This is a genomic window from Vibrio sp. SCP2, assembly GCF_059295395.1.
Genome location: NZ_JCAFVV010000002.1, coordinates 232,727 through 248,708, shown reverse-complemented (window position 1 = coordinate 248,708; position 15,982 = coordinate 232,727). Strand labels below are relative to the sequence as shown.

Here is a 15,982-nt window from a genome sequence, read left to right as displayed (position 1 = left end):
TGAAACCAATGTTTTGCAAAATCCTGTGATAACGGGCGTGCTACAAGAGATTAAATGTTGTTATCTAATCAGATTTTTATTCTAAAGAACCTCTTTTTCAGGTACTTTAATAAAGAAATTCAATAATATTTAGGTTTTAATCAATGCAAAATATCGGGATGTCGTCAAAACTCGACAATGTCTGCTATGACATTAGGGGTCCTGTACTCAAACATGCTAAGCGCATGGAGGAAGAGGGGCATAAAATACTGAAATTGAACATCGGTAACCCTGCCCCATTTGGCTTCGACGCCCCTGACGAAATTTTGGTTGATGTAATCCGTAATCTGCCAACTTCGCAAGGTTACTGTGATTCAAAAGGTATCTACTCTGCTCGTAAAGCGGTGGTTCAGCATTACCAACGTAAAGGTATACGCTCTCTTGATGTCGAAGACGTCTACGTAGGTAACGGTGCATCAGAGCTTATCGTTATGGCAATGCAGGCTTTGCTAAACAATGGTGATGAAATGCTCGTCCCTGCGCCTGACTACCCACTCTGGACGGCTTCAGTAGCCTTGTCCGGTGGTAAAGCCATTCACTATATGTGTGATGAAGAAGCGGATTGGTATCCAGACCTAGACGACATTAAAAGCAAGATCACGCCAAAAACTCGCGGCATTGTTCTGATCAACCCAAACAACCCAACAGGTGCGGTTTACAGTCGTGATTTCTTACTGGAAGTCATTGAGATTGCTCGCCAACATAAGCTGATCATTTTTGCCGACGAAATTTACGACAAGGTTCTCTATGATGGTGCGACACACACATCGGTAGCGACCTTAACAGAAGATGTGCTAGTCGTGACTTTTAACGGTTTATCAAAAGCCTATCGTGTTTGTGGTTTCCGTGGTGGTTGGATGTTCCTTACAGGACCTAAGCATCAGGCTCAAGGGTACATCAATGGCCTCGATATGCTTTCATCGATGCGCCTGTGTGCCAATGTGCCGATGCAGCATGCTATCCAAACCGCATTAGGTGGCTATCAGAGTATTAACGAACTGATCCTGCCTGGCGGGCGTTTGCTAGAGCAGCGAGACAAAGCTTTTGAGCTAATCAATCAAATTCCTGGCGTCTCTTGCGTTAAGCCAAAAGGTGCCATGTACCTGTTCCCGAAAATTGACACCAAAATGTACAACATCAAAGACGATCAAAAGATGGTGCTCGATTTCTTGATCCAAGAGAAAGTACTGCTAGTGCAAGGAACCGGCTTTAACTGGCCGAAACCGGATCACTTCCGCATTGTGACCTTGCCGCATGTCGAAGACTTGGAAATGGCGATTGGTCGTTTTGAACGCTTCTTATCAACTTATAGTCAGTAGTAATTAGCGCTGAACTTTCATATGCTTAAAGGACACTCATCGAGTGTCCTTTTTGTTTAGGGAGGAACAAATGCCAAACAGTAATCCAAAGGAAAGTCACTTTTTTGCTCACCTAGCACGTATGAAGCTGATTCAGCGTTGGCCTTTGATGCGTTCAGTTTCGACGGAAAACATCTCAGAGCATAGTTTGCAGGTTGCGTTCGTTGCCCACGCCTTAGCTGTCATCAAAAATAAAAAGTTTGGCGGAACATTAAATCCGGAGCGAATCGCCATCCTTGGTATGTATCACGACACCAGTGAAGTGCTTACTGGTGATTTACCTACCCCAGTGAAGTACTACAACCCAGAGATCGCTAAAGAATACAAAAAGATCGAAGCTGCGGCAGAGCAAAAGCTACTCTCTATGTTGCCTGAAGAGTTTCGTGATGATTTCGCGCCCTTTCTAGTCTCTCAGTCTGCCCATGCCGAAGATGCCGCCATAGTGAAGCAAGCAGACACCATCTGTGCCTACTTGAAATGTCTAGAGGAACTCAGCGCCGGAAACCATGAATATGCGTTAGCCAAGAAACGTCTCGATGTCACTTTAAAAGAACGTCTCACACCAGAAATGGATTATTTCCTCAACACTTTTGCGCCTAGCTTCGAGCTATCATTAGATGAAATCAGCTAGTACGTGGATGCTCTTTATGGAAAGCATCTAACAAGTAGTCGATGAACACCTTCTTACGCTTTGGCATTAATCGTCTGTCTGCATAGACTAAGCTCACACTGACTTCTGGCATCGAGTATTGAGGCAAGAGATGTTTTAATTTGCCACTGTTAAAATGCTCTAAACAGATAAACTCTGGAAGCACTGCAATACCTAATCCGTCAATACAGGCATTAAGGCAAGATGTAATGGTATTCACTCTTAATTGATACGGTAAGTCGATCAAATAAGAGAATCCATCTTCTAAACTGAGTTGCCACTTCGGCAAACGTGCACCTTTGTTAAACACCTCAATCACTCGATGAGGCTCAGTGAGATCGAGATGGCTATCAATCTGACCAAATTTCCCTAGATACTCCGGACTAGCAACCAAAACCCGCTTTGATGACGTCAGATACCTTGGAATAAGACTCGAATCTTCCAACTCACCAATTTGCGCGTAAAGATCTATACCTTCGGTAATAATGTCCACCTCACGATTCGTCAGCTCCAGATTTAACGTTACATGAGGATAATCGGCCAAGAACTGGTGAATGTATTTACTTAACACTTGCTGACCAAGCTCGACGGGAAAAACGACATTGAGCGGTCCTCTGATTAAGTCTTGGTTAGCACTCACTTCCAGCTCAGCCTGATTGAGAAGCTCCAGCATCTGCTGGCTAGATTGATAAAAGCGCTCCCCTTCCGGGGTTAACATTAGGCTACGAGTGGATCGAGTGATCAACCTCACACCTAGGTGTTGCTCTAACTCCCCTAACTTTCGACTGACCGTGGATTTTGTCATATTCAATGCCTCTGCCGCGTGGGTGAAACTTCCACACTCAACCACTTGTGCAAAAACGGCTATAGCGTTCAAGTCCATTGAATTTCCTCTCTCTTCATTAGAACGATTTGTGCAACAGTGTTTTCATTTTTTCCTATCTTATCAACCAATCCAATTCCTTTACAATTTGTTACATCCTTATTCCCCCAACGAGAATCACTATGACCGAAAACCATAACGCCCCAGCCATGCCTCGCAAACGCAACAAAGCCCCATTAATTGCCACCGCAATTATGCTGTCACTAGGCTTGCTGGGTGGTGGTTACTGGCTCACTTATGGTCAATACTTCGAGTCTACCGATAATGCCTATTTGCAAGGTGATATCACCAGTATCAGTCCTAAAGTTTCAGGCTATATTGCTAAGTCTTACATCACTGATAACCAAGCGGTAAAACAGGGTGACCTACTAGTACAAATAGATGACCGCGATTATCAAGCGGCTCTAGAGCAAGCTAAAGCACACCTAACCGTCACCGAAGCGAGTGAGCACAACCTCGTTGCTCAGCAAAAACTGCAACGCAGCCAAATTCACCAAGCTGAGAGCCAAGTTGAGTCAGCGCAAGCAGAGTACGATCGCGCCGTTCAGCAAGTGGCACGTTCACGCAGCCTGCTAAAACGCAACTACGCTTCTCAAGATGAAGTAGACAGCATGCTCGCTCAGCAAAAAGTTACAATGGCACAACTTGACGAAGCGAAAGCTAGCCTAGATGCAGCAAACGAGCAATTGAATGTCATTGCCAGTGAAATTGAACAAGCACGTGCTTCAGTAACAGAAGCGCAAGCCGGGCTAAAACAAGCTCAGTTAAACTTGGATTACACCAAAGTTTACGCACCAACGGATGGCATCATAGGCAAACGAAGCGTTCGCGAAGGTCTGTTAGTTCAGGCTGGCGCACCATTGATGAGCCTAGTACCAAATAACGCAGTGTGGATCGAAGCCAACTTCAAGGAGACTCAACTGAGCGGCATTCATAAAGGGCAAAAAGTCGAAGTCGAGCTGGATGCTTTTCCTGGCAAGCATCTAGAAGGCGTTGTTGATAGCTTCTCTCCCGCCACTGGTGCGAAGTTCGCTTTACTGCCACCTGAAAATGCGACAGGCAACTTCACCAAAATCGTTCAACGTGTCCCTGTCAAAATCACTATTCCTGATGCTAAAGAGCTAAAAGGCCGCTTGCTTCCAGGTTTGTCTGTTATCGCGACCATTGATACGCGAGGCTAATCATGGCGAGTGCTGCAATTAGTCCTACTGTTGAAGAGCAACAAGTACCGACGCGTCACTGGATAGCCCTATTTGGCGGCCTTATCGGCGCGTTTATGGCGATTCTTGATATTCAAATTACCAACTCTTCACTTAAAGATATTCAAGGTGCACTTTCTGCCACATTGGATGAGAGTTCTTGGATCTCTACCTCTTATCTCGTGGCAGAAATGATCGCCATTCCGCTCAGCGGTTGGCTATCAAAAGCATTGGGAAAACGCCGATATCTCACTTGGACAACCGCGATCTTTACCCTTTCGTCCCTGTTATGTTCTTTCTCATGGAATATGACCTCGATGATCGTGTTCCGCGCGATGCAAGGCTTTAGCGGTGGCGCTCTGATCCCTCTTGCCTTTTCATTGGTGGTGCAGCTTTTGCCCCTCAATAAACGTGCGGTGGGTATGGCACTGTTTGGTGTCACTGCCACCTTTGCACCATCTATCGGCCCCACTTTTGGTGGCTGGCTGACGGAAAATCTTTCTTGGCACTACATCTTTTATATCAACATTCCGCCCGCTTTCTTAGTGATTGCGATGATTCGCTATGGTTTGGATGATGAACCTCTAGAGCTAGCAACACTCAAAAATGCCGACTGGTTTGGTATAGCCACGATGGCTCTTAGTTTAGGTTGTCTAGAAGTCGTTCTTGAAGAAGGTAACCGCGAGGAGTGGTTCAGCTCTAGCTTTATCATTACCTTAGCGATCATATCCGCAGTGAGCTTAGTCTATTTTGTGATTAATGAACTGCAGCACAAAAAACCATTGGTTAACCTACGGCTACTGAGAGACGGGCAATTTGCGATGTCTTGTATCGCTTATCTGATTCTTGGTATGGCACTATTAGGTTCGATTTATGTCCTACCGATGTACCTCACCCAAATTCAGCAATACAACGCGATGGAGATAGGTGAAGTGTTAATGTGGATGGGCTTTCCGCAGCTGCTGATTTTTCCGCTTGTGCCAAAGTTAACTCAAATCATTAAGCCCAAATACTTAGTGACGTTTGGCTTTGCTATGTTTGGCTTGAGTTGTTACGTCAACACTCATATGACCGTTGATTTTGGTGGTCAGCAGCTGATTTTATCCATGGTACTGCGCGCCATTGGTAGTCCATTTATTATGGTTCCATTGTCCTTAGTCGCAATGAAGAACATCGCCAAGCATGAGACGCCTGATGCCTCCACCCTCACTAACGTAATGCGTAATTTGGGTGGTGCTTTCAGTATCGCGGTGATCGCTACTTTGCTTGATAACAAAACGCGCGAACATTTGGCTCATATCAAAGAGTCGCTACCCACTGTCAGTCAGTTAGGTTGGCAAACTCTGCAGCAACAACAGAGTTTCTTTATTCAAGCAGGCAGTGATAGTGCAACAGCGTTACAACAAGCCCAAGCCAGTTTGGTTGCTACAATGCAAAGAGATGCGGCGATTATGGCTTATAACGATGTGTTTCTGATGATGACTGGCTTTCTCGCTGTCGCAGCAATGCTGATTCTGACAATGCGCGACTGATCTTGCAGTCACTAGCGTATACGTGTACGGTAAGAAAAAACAGGGGAGCGCAGCCTATGACGTTTAAAATCAGCGATTTATGGCATGAACGCCACGATGATGAACATAAAATCCGTCGTGATGACCATCGCAGTCCATATCAAAGGGATCGGGCGCGCATCCTTCACTCTGCCGCTTTTCGCCGCTTACAAGCAAAAACCCAAGTACATGGCAATAGCTTCGACGATTTTCACCGGACTCGCTTAACCCACTCATTAGAGGCCGCTCAATTGGGCACAGGTATAGTCGCCCAGTTAAAAAAGAAACAGCCTGAGTTTAGGGACTTATTACCCAGTGACAGCCTGATCGATTCGTTATGCCTTGCTCATGACATTGGTCACCCACCATACGGTCACGGTGGTGAAGTCGCTCTCAATTATATGATGCGGGAACATGGAGGCTTTGAAGGCAATGCCCAAACCTTTCGCATTGTGACCAAGCTGGAACCTTACACTGAACAATTTGGTATGAATCTAGCGCGCCGTACTTTACTTGGCCTAATCAAATACCCTGCGATGATTAGCCAGACTCGCGCCGCAAAGATTCCAGACAGTGTTTCCCACCAGCGTAAATTAAGAGCGAAAGATTGGTCACCAGCAAAAGGCTTGTATGACTGCGATAAAACCTTATTTGACTGGGTTGTCGAGCCTTTAAGTGAACAAGATAAATTGCTATTCAGCCAGATGCGTGAAGAGAAAATCAGTGACACCCAACATAGCAAAACTCGCTATAAATCGATTGATTGTTCAATCATGGAACTCGCAGACGACATCGCTTACGGCGTGCATGATCTTGAAGATGCGATTGTACTGGGAATGGTTAATCGCCACCAATGGATTGAAGGCGCTTCTAGCCACTTGTCGGAATGTGGTGACCCTTGGTTTGAAAAACACATCGCCTCGATCACCGAGATGCTGTTTGCCGGAACTCATTACCAGCGCAAAGATGCGATTGGCGGCATGGTTAACGCGCTACTGACCAGTATTTCTATGAAGCCAATTGATGCCCCGTTCCAAAGCGAACTGTTGGCTTTCAATGCCGTACTCGAACCCTCGATGGCAAAAGCACTCGATGTATTGAAGAGGTTTGTCAGTGACTACGTAATACAAGTGCCTCACGTTCAAGTGGTGGAATACAAAGGTCAGCAGATCATTATGGATATTTTCGAAGCACTTAGCGCTGACCCAGAGCGATTATTACCCATCAATGTGCGCCAGAAATGGTTAGACAAAGAGAGTGAGAGTGAGGGCTTTCGAGTCATTGCTGATTACATATCTTCGATGACAGATGGACACGCACAAAGACTCCATCAGCAACTGTTTTCCTCTCACTAAACATAAAGGGCAGCGTTATCGCTGCCCTCTTGATTCATACCAGCGAGTTAACTTACTGAACTAATAAATTCGCCCAGCTTTTCTCTTAGTTTTTGCTTCTCTTCATCACAGATGAAACTGGCGGCAATCGCATTGCGAGTAAACTTCGCCAGCTCTTGATTGGTCATTGAATGTGCTTCGGCGACAGCCAAGAAATTATCTGTCATATAACCACCAAAGTAAGCGGGATCATCAGAATTGATCGTCACGCAGATACCACGTCTTAGCAGCTCAACAATATTGTGCTCATGCATCTCTTCAAACACCTTGAGCTTAGTATTGGATAGTGGGCATACCGTTAGTGGCATCTGGCTTTGTGCTAAAGCGTGCAATAAGTTTTCATCATCTGAGCATCTCACACCATGATCAATACGGCTTACCTTCAATAACTCTAAGCTATCATAGATATTACTTACAGGGCCTTCTTCCCCTGCATGAGCCACCGTTAAGAATCCTTCCTCTATCGCTTTAGCAAATACGCGGGCAAACTTCTCTGGCGGATGACCAAGTTCAGAGGAGTCCAAACCGACACCAACAATCTTGTCTTTATGTTCAAGGGCTTGGAATAAGGTATCAAAGGCACTTTCTTCATCTAAGTGTCGCAGGAAACACATGATAATCTGGCTAGTAATGCCAAGCTGCTCACGACCATCTTCTAGTGCGCGGTGAATACCGCTGATCACGGTCTCAAACGCAATCCCTCTCTCAGTGTGAGTTTGCGGGTCAAAGAATATCTCAGTATGGATGACATTATCTTGCTGACAACGTAACAAGTAAGCCCAAGTCAGATCATAAAAATCTTGCTCATGAATCAGAACATTTGCACCTTGATAATAGATGTCTAAAAAGGACTGAAGGTTAGTAAACTGATACGCGGCCTTCACTTCCTCTGGGGTAGTAAATGGTAACGCGATATTATTGCGCTGAGCGAGTTCAAACATCATCTCTGGCTCAAGGGAGCCTTCTATATGCAAATGCAACTCAACTTTTGGAAGTTGTTGGATAAATTGGGTTTGGTTCATGCTTGTCTCTCCATTCATTTCGATTAACAAGCACTTTTCTCTAATCAGGGTGCATACAAAGAGAAAAGCGCCATGCACTTAACTCTTCGTAATCTGAAATTTGAGGTTCCAGGTAGAGACTCCCGCACCTTATCAGCGGGATTATACGAAGCTTCGCCTAGTTGTAACTAAACGATTGCGCGGCATTGTACTTGGATAAAGTACTCATTGACAACATCGCACTTGGATCAAGTGTAGTCGCTTTGTTGAATTTTGCCGCTTACTCCCAATTCGCCTGTTCACTCTGCGCGATAGTTTTTTTCAAACACGCCCGGTGGCATTTGCTGAATTTGAAACTCGATCATTTGGTTGAAGGCATCGATTAAAGGTAGGAAATCTATCTCTGGTTCTAGTAGAGATAGAATGTGGTAGCCTGCCTCGACTGTCGAGAGACTATTATCGCTTGGCGCTTTGCGAATACGATAATTACCTTGCAAGTCATCAGGTAAGTGAATTAACGTAAGAGCGTGTAAATTGGTTGATAGCTGCCACATCTTATAGGCTTTTTTCCAAGTGCCATCTAACAGGATCACCCTTACCTTTTGCTCGGCAGATAACTTTTCGGCGACTTGTGTATGGCTCACAGAGCCTTCTCCCGGATAGAGCACAAAGTGATGATAGGAGTCGTCGTTCAGCAATTGGTTGAGCTTATCATGAGCAGAAAAGTCTTCCCCTTCAAAGCAATAGCTATTGGTGAGTGACAGCTTGAGTATTCGCGCCGTTCCCATTGGTCTGTTTGTTTCACTGTGGTGTTGTAGGATGACCAACTCGACATTCGATGTTAGGCTTTGTATCCACTCACAGATACAAGCTTTGAGTGACTTTCCACATTGAGAACAGTATCGGGACATAGTGTGCGCTTATTACTTCTGTTAATTGTTATCAGCTTAGTTTGCCTAGGCCTTCAATTCGAACCTTTCGCTTCCCAAGTTAACTGGCAACGCTATTTTATTCTTGAAGGTCAGTGGTGGCGAATCCTAACAGGAAACTTCACGCATACCAACTTTGCCCATCTAGGGATGAATTTAGCTGGTCTTTGGGTGATCAGTTTTATCTTCAAGCCGTCACCCAAAGCCCTCCTTTTTAGCTTGATTACCGTTAGTCTTGCCGTCGGCGGACTGAACTTCCTTAGCAGCATGAATGGGTATGTTGGTCTTTCTGGAGTGCTTCATGGACTGTTTGCTTATTTTGCCCTTCAGGAAGCCTTAAACGGCAAAAAGAGCAGTTGGCTGTTGGTCGTTGGCGTACTAGCAAAAGTTGGCTGGGAGATGACAATGGGTGCGTCAGCTTCGACGAGTGAGATAATCAATGCGCGCGTGGCAGTGGAGTCTCATCTATTTGGTGCTCTATCTGGTCTTGTCTTGGCGATGACGGTTTTTCTGCTAACAAAAAAAGGCGTACTTTCTTCAACCAAGTCATAATTTGGTTGATGTTCACCGCTAAAGGGCTCAGAATGGCGCCCTTTTTCGTGGCGATACCTTTTTGTTGAGGTCTTGCCCGATCACACACCACTTACAGAGAACAATATATGGGTTTTACCTCTTTAGGCCTTTCTGCCCCAATCCTCAAAGCTATTGAAGAACAAGGCTATGACAAGCCGTCTCCGATTCAGGAGCAAGCAATTCCTGCCGTACTAGCAGGTAAAGATGTTATGGCAGCAGCGCAGACGGGTACAGGTAAAACTGCAGGCTTCACATTGCCGATCCTTGAACGTTTGGACAATGGTCAACGCGTGAAAGGCAATCATATTCGCGCCTTAGTATTGACCCCAACACGCGAGCTTGCCGCACAGGTTCAGGAAAACGTGTTTAAATACAGTCGCCACCAAAAACTGACCTCTCAAGTTGTGTTTGGTGGGGTTAAAGTTAACCCACAAATGATGAAGCTGCGTAAAGGCTGTGACGTGTTAGTGGCCACTCCAGGTCGCCTACTCGACCTCTTCCAACAAAATGCGATCAAGTTCGACCAACTTGAAGTATTGGTACTTGATGAAGCCGACCGCATGTTGGATATGGGCTTTATTCGTGACATCCGTAAGATTCTCAACTTACTGCCTGCGAAGCGCCAAAACTTGTTGTTCTCTGCAACTTTCTCACCTGAGATCCGCGAGCTAGCAAAGGGCTTGGTCAACGACCCAGTAGAAGTCTCGGTGAGCAAAGAGAATTCAACTGCGGTAACCATCGAGCAAAGCATCTACCCAGCAGACAAACGTAAGAAAGCGCCAATGTTGGTCAAGCTAATCAAGGATGGCAACTGGCGACAGACACTGGTTTTCTGTCGCACTAAGCATGGTGCGAACCGCTTGGCTTTCTTCCTCAATAAAGAAGGCATTACAGCGGCGCCAATTCATGGAAACAAAAGCCAAGGCGCACGTACTCGTGCATTAGCAGATTTTAAATCGGGCGACGTTCGCGTATTGGTTGCTACTGATATTGCCGCGCGTGGTATCGATATTCCTCAGCTTCCTCAGGTGGTCAACTTCGAACTGCCGCACGTCTCTGAAGATTACGTTCACCGTATTGGTCGCACTGGTCGTGCGGGTGAAGTCGGTAAGGCATACTCTTTAGTCGAAGCCGCTGAAGCAAGCGAGCTATTTGGTATTGAGCGCTTAATTCAGCAAGTGCTTCCTCGCCTTGAATTAGAAGGTTTCAAACCCGTCAACGAGCTTCCTGAGTCAAAGCTAGATACTCGCCCAATTAAGCCAAAGAAACCTAAGAAGCCGAAAAAGCCTAAGCAACCTAAAGCCGAACATCAGGACGGTCAGCGCTCTGGCGATAACGCTCGCGGTAACAAGCCAGCCAGCAAGAACAAGCGTCATTTTGGTCACAGTAAGCCAAAGGGCGAAAACAAAAATGGCAACAGCCAACGCGGAGAAGGTAAAGCGAAACCTCGTTCAGGCAACGCGAGTAACAAACCTCGCCGTCCTGCTAATCGCAAGCCAAACGCCTCACAGCCAAAAGCTCAGTAACAAAGACTTTTAGCAAGCAGCAAACCCCGCCGACTTTGGCGGGGTTTGTTTTTTCTTTATCCTCTCACTTCTAATCGAAAATCAACGCCTGTAATTCGGTGTTAGAATAAGTAGATATTTGCCTAAATGTAGCAACCAGATGCCGCCTCCTCCGAAGACATTTTACGAGCAAGAGATCACTCGCTTATATAGTGAGATACCCTTACGCCCCGAGCAATACCTGCTATTTAGGCAATCCAAGGCTTTTATGGAGAACTATTATTCGGAGCAAATTGAGTTGGATGATTTAGCCAAAGCCGCATTTATGTCTCGCTTTCACTACATTAGAATTTTCAAGCAGATTTACGGTCGAACGCCAAGAAATTATCTAAGAGATATGCGGATTAAAAAAGCCAAACACCTCCTTAAAGAAGGTAATCCGGTGACCTATACCTGTATTGAGGTCGGTTATGAGAGCCTGACTACTTTCTCTTCTGTCTTCAAAAAGTGTACTGGGTACTCACCAAGAGAATTCCAGAATTTGCATAAAAGCAATCGGGAATAAGTTTTGACTCGATGAATCCGTTACTTTGTATTCACTCCGAAACCGAAGAGGTACTTAGGTATGATCAAAATTAGTCTAACAAACGTTCCTGTTGATGATCAGGATAAAGCATTAAATTTCTATACAAATATTCTTGGGTTCATCAAAAAAACCGACGTTCCTTTAGGAGAGCACAAATGGTTGACCCTTGTCTCTCCACAAGAACAGTCAGGAGTTGAACTACTGCTTGAACCAATGGCTTTTGAGCCAGCAAAAGTTTATCAACAAGCTTTAAAAGAGGCGGGAATTCCGTGGACATCTTTTACTGTGGGCGACATTAATAGTGAATATGAAAGACTATTGAGCCTAGGCGTTGAATTTTCTATCCCACCTAGGGAAGCAGGGCCAGTCATGATCGCTGTATTGGATGACACCTGTGGTAACTTCATTCAGTTGATGCAAGAGATTTAGAGATCGCCTTTAAGCAACAACGTGATTGAAATACAAAAGCTAGCCCAAGTTTTCTCGGGCTAGCTTACATTAAGTTAAAGCACTCTCTTCATTTGAGAATAATCTCCTTTGGTCCTTAAAATGACCATCACTGTGTTGTCGGTACGATTTCTAAAGAACCAACCATGATTACCGGTAAAAGCAGCGGTTAACTCACCTTGGTCGTTTGGAACTCCACGACCTTTCTCGTAACTTATTGACTGACCATTTCCGTCACCATGTGTATCAAAATTAACAGCGCCACCTTTAGCTGACCAAGTAAATTGAGCTATTTGACCCTTGTCCATAACCAGTTTGACCTCTGCGCCTTGTCCTGGTTTTAGCGACAGCAGGATCTTGTCCTTCCATGCCACTTCAACAGCATCGTTGCTGGCATTACTTAGCGTCGTTGAGTCAACGGTATCTGTAGAAGGTTGCTGTTCAACTTTCTCCACTGTCTTCATGGCTTCAGATCTCGCTTGATCTTCAGCCGCCTCTTGAGCTAATTGAGTCTTTATCTCCCCCATGTCGGTCAAACCTATCACTCGGCCCACTCCTGTCGGGTCAATTGCATATTCTGCAGGAAGAACGACAGTAATAAGAAGTAAAAAGGCACCAACCAAAGCAAGAAGCGTTGAACGAATTAATTGCTTGGTTGTTGGCAGTTCTGCTCGATTTGGCATATCTGAGTTATACATAATGAGTTCCTTATATTACTGAGCGACAACATAGCCCGTTAATTGATATCCAATGAGCATGAAACCTAAGCTCATCATAACGACATTGACTGAGTAAGCTTGACGGACAAAGCTTGTATGCCTGCGCCAAAAGCCCATCACAATCAATATGGTGCCAAGCGCAATCAACTGCCCTATTTCTACACCTATGTTGAACGCCAATAGATTAGGAACTAATCCATCAGGCGAAATATCATATTCAATGATCTTCGAAGAGAGCCCGAACCCGTGGCAGAAGCCAAATATTAAGGTAGCAAGCTTAGTATTGGGCTGAACGCCGAACCAGCGCTGATACGCGCCTAAATTGTCTAAGGCCTTATAGACTACCGATAGCCCGATAATGGCATCAATGATGTAGCTGTTAATACCAATATTGAAGTACACGCCAATCAGCATCGTTGTCGAGTGACCAATAGCGAAAAGACTGACGTACAGCGCGATGTGTTTCATTTTATAAAGAAAGAAAATAACACCTAATAGAAACAGGATATGGTCATACCCCGTCACCATGTGTTTTGCTCCCAAGTACATGAAAGCAATAATATTAGTGCCTGTTATTTCTTGTATGTAGCCTTTGTCACCTTGTGCTACAGCATGAGCCAAGGCATCTGAGCTCAAAATAGTCAGCGAGGCTAAAACGAGATAAAGCGCCCCTTTACGCAGTGACGCTACCCAATTTACAGGCATAGCAATCACTTCGTCTAAAACGAATAAATTCATAGATAAACCATTGTTTGTTAATTGTTGAGTTACCGCTTATCGCGGTGTTTTTTTAAGCAACTAACAAGACTCTTGGGGGGCGCTCTATTTTGAAGGGTTGATAACTAGGGGTTCCGTCCACTTGCAGGGTGTAAGAGGAATCCATTAAATCAGACAGAGATATAACACTACTGCCCTTGATAGAAGCACTATCATAGCTGTGATGGTGGTTACTTTTATCATGCTGGAACAAGTGCTCGCTATCGACTTCATGGTAGTGACCATGTTCGTGAGAGTGAGCGATTTGCAGTGACTCTACCGCTAGTAAGCCGTGAGATCGAAACTCTCCAATTGCAGACGAGGTCATACATACTGCAACGATAAACAGCATCAGCAAGCTAACCGATTTTATTGTTACTTTAGAGACCATAACCACACAATCAATTGGAGGACAGATAAAAAACCAACATTGTTATATTATAACAATAGGAACATTTCAACAGGCAGTGCTCGTCATCATGTAAGGTCTATTCCAAACTGTCTGACCAAAATAGCGACCAATGCAAAGCAAACTATTGAGATAACGGCACAAATAGACAAAGAAATCCAAAATGGATAGCGCGTCAGAAGCCAAGGAAAAACCAGAAACATTGGTAATGTAGGCAGCACATACCAGAAGGTGTAGAACGCGTGATTAGCAAGCTTTTGTTGACCTTGCCCTTCTACATACATCCAAATCAGAGCCAATATTGTTACGGTTGGAAGCGCTGCGATCAAAGCTCCAGCCTTATCACTTCTTTTTGCGACCTCGGAAATAAGCACGACAACGCCAGCAGTGAGCGCGTATTTGGTAATAATCCACATCATAAAGTTGCAACCTACAATTAGCCTTAAGACAAACTCGTCGCTACCTGTGAGCTTAGTTCATGAGTGAAGTGTAGCCATGCATTCCCATATACAAACCCACCGCACTGATTAAAACGCCTGATAGATAAGGAGCTCGGCGAGCGATATCATTCAAACCACTCCATTTCGATGTCGCCTTGTGTACGCCGATAGCCGTAACGACTCCGACTGCAACTAGAGTCAGCGCTAAGCCAATACTGAATGACACCACTAAGGTCGCGCCTAATGTCATTGCCTTTAGTTGCAAACAGATCAAGAGAACGGTGACCGCTGCTGGGCATGGAATTAATCCCCCCGTTAGACCAAACAGAAGTATTTGTCCGTTAGTCACCTCTCTGTCTGCAAAACGTTTTTGAATATCCATTGCATGAGCGCGTTCATGGGCATCTTGGTACTCTTTCTCTTCATGGTTCAAATCCGAGTTAGAGTGAAAGTGCACATCGAAGTCATGGGTATGATCGTGATGTCCAATCATCAGCTTGACCTTCACATCATCCCGCTGTATCAGAGATGAAGTCGATTCTAGGTAACCATCACGCTCAATAAATTCATAGACATCAATAGCTTGCTGACCTACACCAAATGGCACCAATTTTACGCTTTCAGCCTTTAACTGCTTACTGTTTAGCGTTTTCAACTGGAATCTCTGGTCACCCCCCTCTCCCACAAGCGATAGCGCCACATGACCATGTCCGGTATCAACCACCTGAGTTTTCCAATCCTTTGAGTGATGGTGAGCACTATGCCATGCGCGCTCTTCACTCCATGTTCTCCAGAACATCCATAGCCCGGTTGCAACAATGATGACACCTGAGATGAGCTGCATCCAAGGCTCGGCAGCTTCAGCAGTAAACTTCTGGCTGATGTACATACCACCAACAGCGATTAGCCACACGACAGCGGTATGAGAAAGTGTTGCAGCTAGCCCAAGCATCACTGCCTGTTTAACAGTACCTTTCACCGCCACGATAAACGCTGCCATCATGGTTTTCGAATGGCCGGGCTCTAAGCCATGTAAAGCACCAAGTAAGATCGCACTTGGGATAAAAAACCAGCCGTTACCTTGTTGTAAAAGTGCTACAAAATCCATTGCTGTTCTCTATTGTTGTTTCAATCTGGTCGAAATCATACTCCCCCCTAGTACAAAATACTACCCCCCAGTATAATTTAGGTGCTACATTATCGGTTAGAATCTTTCCGCCTAACACGTAAAGAAGATATGCCATGTCACACACAGTAAAAGATCAGAAAAAACTTAAGGCCCGAGTAAGTAAGATCCAAGGTCAGGTCAATGGTCTAAAAAAGATGCTAGATGAAGAGCATGAATGTCAGGATGTTTTGCAGCAGATCGCGGCTATTCGTGGTGCCGTAAATGGTTTAATGCGGGAAGTGATTAAAGGGCATTTAATTGAACACGTCGTGCTCGAAGAAGATAAAGATCAACGCGAAACAGATATGGAAATCGTACTCAAGGTTCTCGACTCCTATATCAAATAAGGTTGAGCTTAAGCAGATACAAAAGCGCCC

Annotated in this window: 18 protein-coding genes and 1 riboswitch; of the genes, 10 read left to right on the top strand and 8 right to left on the bottom strand. The window is 45.0% G+C overall.

What is annotated here, in order from left to right:
* Positions 1-143: 143 nt before the first annotated feature.
* Both AC5O63_RS09085 and yfbR read left to right on the top strand, forming a co-directional pair.
* On the top strand, positions 144-1,358 hold the full coding sequence (locus AC5O63_RS09085) for a pyridoxal phosphate-dependent aminotransferase (RefSeq protein WP_239825430.1): 1,215 nt from the start codon (positions 144-146) through the stop codon (positions 1,356-1,358).
* 70 nt (positions 1,359-1,428) lie between these two features.
* On the top strand, positions 1,429-2,028 hold the full coding sequence (yfbR, locus tag AC5O63_RS09080; protein WP_494504712.1) for a 5'-deoxynucleotidase: 600 nt from the start codon (positions 1,429-1,431) through the stop codon (positions 2,026-2,028).
* Here yfbR and AC5O63_RS09075 read toward each other — a convergent pair.
* Positions 2,021-2,929 carry a LysR family transcriptional regulator gene (locus tag AC5O63_RS09075; protein WP_494504711.1) on the bottom strand — a complete coding sequence of 303 codons (909 nt, stop codon included), beginning with the start codon at positions 2,927-2,929 and terminating at the stop codon, positions 2,021-2,023. The genes yfbR and AC5O63_RS09075 overlap by 8 nt on opposite strands.
* A gap of 122 nt (positions 2,930-3,051) precedes the next feature.
* Here AC5O63_RS09075 and AC5O63_RS09070 point away from each other — a divergent pair, with 122 nt between their 5' ends.
* From AC5O63_RS09070 to AC5O63_RS09060, 3 genes are read left to right on the top strand one after another with little or no spacing between them, the layout of a single operon-like run.
* Positions 3,052-4,110: an HlyD family secretion protein gene (locus AC5O63_RS09070; RefSeq protein ID WP_004746652.1), complete on the top strand. Its 1,059-nt coding sequence runs from the start codon at positions 3,052-3,054 to the stop codon at positions 4,108-4,110.
* A gap of 2 nt (positions 4,111-4,112) precedes the next feature.
* Positions 4,113-5,660 carry a DHA2 family efflux MFS transporter permease subunit gene (locus tag AC5O63_RS09065; protein ID WP_494504710.1) on the top strand — a complete coding sequence of 516 codons (1,548 nt, stop codon included), beginning with the start codon at positions 4,113-4,115 and terminating at the stop codon, positions 5,658-5,660.
* 56 nt (positions 5,661-5,716) lie between these two features.
* Positions 5,717-7,033 carry an anti-phage deoxyguanosine triphosphatase gene (locus AC5O63_RS09060; protein WP_494504709.1) on the top strand — a complete coding sequence of 439 codons (1,317 nt, stop codon included), beginning with the start codon at positions 5,717-5,719 and terminating at the stop codon, positions 7,031-7,033.
* 47 nt (positions 7,034-7,080) lie between these two features.
* On the opposite strand, the gene AC5O63_RS09055 is transcribed toward AC5O63_RS09060, so the two are convergent.
* Positions 7,081-8,094 carry an adenosine deaminase gene (locus AC5O63_RS09055; protein WP_494504708.1) on the bottom strand — a complete coding sequence of 338 codons (1,014 nt, stop codon included), beginning with the start codon at positions 8,092-8,094 and terminating at the stop codon, positions 7,081-7,083.
* 69 nt (positions 8,095-8,163) lie between these two features.
* Positions 8,164-8,263, bottom strand: a riboswitch (purine riboswitch).
* A gap of 109 nt (positions 8,264-8,372) precedes the next feature.
* The gene (locus AC5O63_RS09050; RefSeq protein WP_494504707.1) at positions 8,373-8,984 is read right to left on the bottom strand and encodes a tRNA-uridine aminocarboxypropyltransferase; all 612 of its coding nucleotides are present in this window, start codon (positions 8,982-8,984) and stop codon (positions 8,373-8,375) included.
* A gap of 3 nt (positions 8,985-8,987) precedes the next feature.
* Between AC5O63_RS09050 and rrtA the strand changes: the two genes are divergently transcribed.
* The 4 genes from rrtA (at position 8,988) to AC5O63_RS09030 (ending at position 12,095) form a co-directional block, all read left to right on the top strand.
* Complete coding sequence (gene rrtA, locus AC5O63_RS09045; protein ID WP_494504706.1) at positions 8,988-9,554, top strand: rhombosortase; 567 nt, start codon at positions 8,988-8,990, stop codon at positions 9,552-9,554.
* 107 nt (positions 9,555-9,661) lie between these two features.
* A complete protein-coding gene (locus AC5O63_RS09040; RefSeq protein ID WP_494504705.1) occupies positions 9,662-11,101 on the top strand; it encodes a DEAD/DEAH box helicase in 1,440 nt (479 codons plus the stop codon).
* A gap of 139 nt (positions 11,102-11,240) precedes the next feature.
* Positions 11,241-11,645 carry a helix-turn-helix transcriptional regulator gene (locus AC5O63_RS09035; RefSeq protein ID WP_494504704.1) on the top strand — a complete coding sequence of 135 codons (405 nt, stop codon included), beginning with the start codon at positions 11,241-11,243 and terminating at the stop codon, positions 11,643-11,645.
* A 60-nt stretch (positions 11,646-11,705) separates the two neighbouring features.
* On the top strand, positions 11,706-12,095 hold the full coding sequence (locus tag AC5O63_RS09030) for a VOC family protein (RefSeq protein ID WP_494504703.1): 390 nt from the start codon (positions 11,706-11,708) through the stop codon (positions 12,093-12,095).
* 74 nt (positions 12,096-12,169) lie between these two features.
* On the opposite strand, the gene AC5O63_RS09025 is transcribed toward AC5O63_RS09030, so the two are convergent.
* From AC5O63_RS09025 to AC5O63_RS09005, 5 genes are all read right to left on the bottom strand, one after another.
* Positions 12,170-12,811, bottom strand: a complete 642-nt coding sequence (locus AC5O63_RS09025; protein WP_494504702.1) for a transmembrane anchor protein — start codon at positions 12,809-12,811, stop codon at positions 12,170-12,172.
* Positions 12,812-12,826: 15 nt separating this feature from the next.
* Complete coding sequence (locus AC5O63_RS09020; protein ID WP_367938661.1) at positions 12,827-13,570, bottom strand: HupE/UreJ family protein; 744 nt, start codon at positions 13,568-13,570, stop codon at positions 12,827-12,829.
* Positions 13,571-13,622: 52 nt separating this feature from the next.
* Entirely contained in the window at positions 13,623-13,979 is a 357-nt protein-coding gene (locus tag AC5O63_RS09015; protein ID WP_494504701.1) for a hypothetical protein, read from the bottom strand.
* 86 nt (positions 13,980-14,065) lie between these two features.
* Positions 14,066-14,416, bottom strand: a complete 351-nt coding sequence (locus AC5O63_RS09010) for a DUF3147 family protein (RefSeq protein WP_494504700.1) — start codon at positions 14,414-14,416, stop codon at positions 14,066-14,068.
* Between the two features lie 52 nt (positions 14,417-14,468).
* Complete coding sequence (locus tag AC5O63_RS09005; RefSeq protein ID WP_494504699.1) at positions 14,469-15,545, bottom strand: nickel/cobalt efflux protein RcnA; 1,077 nt, start codon at positions 15,543-15,545, stop codon at positions 14,469-14,471.
* 134 nt (positions 15,546-15,679) lie between these two features.
* Here AC5O63_RS09005 and rcnR point away from each other — a divergent pair, with 134 nt between their 5' ends.
* Positions 15,680-15,952, top strand: coding sequence for a Ni(II)/Co(II)-binding transcriptional repressor RcnR (gene rcnR / locus AC5O63_RS09000; RefSeq protein ID WP_069666778.1), 273 nt, complete (start codon positions 15,680-15,682; stop codon positions 15,950-15,952).
* The last annotated feature ends 30 nt before the right edge of the window (positions 15,953-15,982 follow it).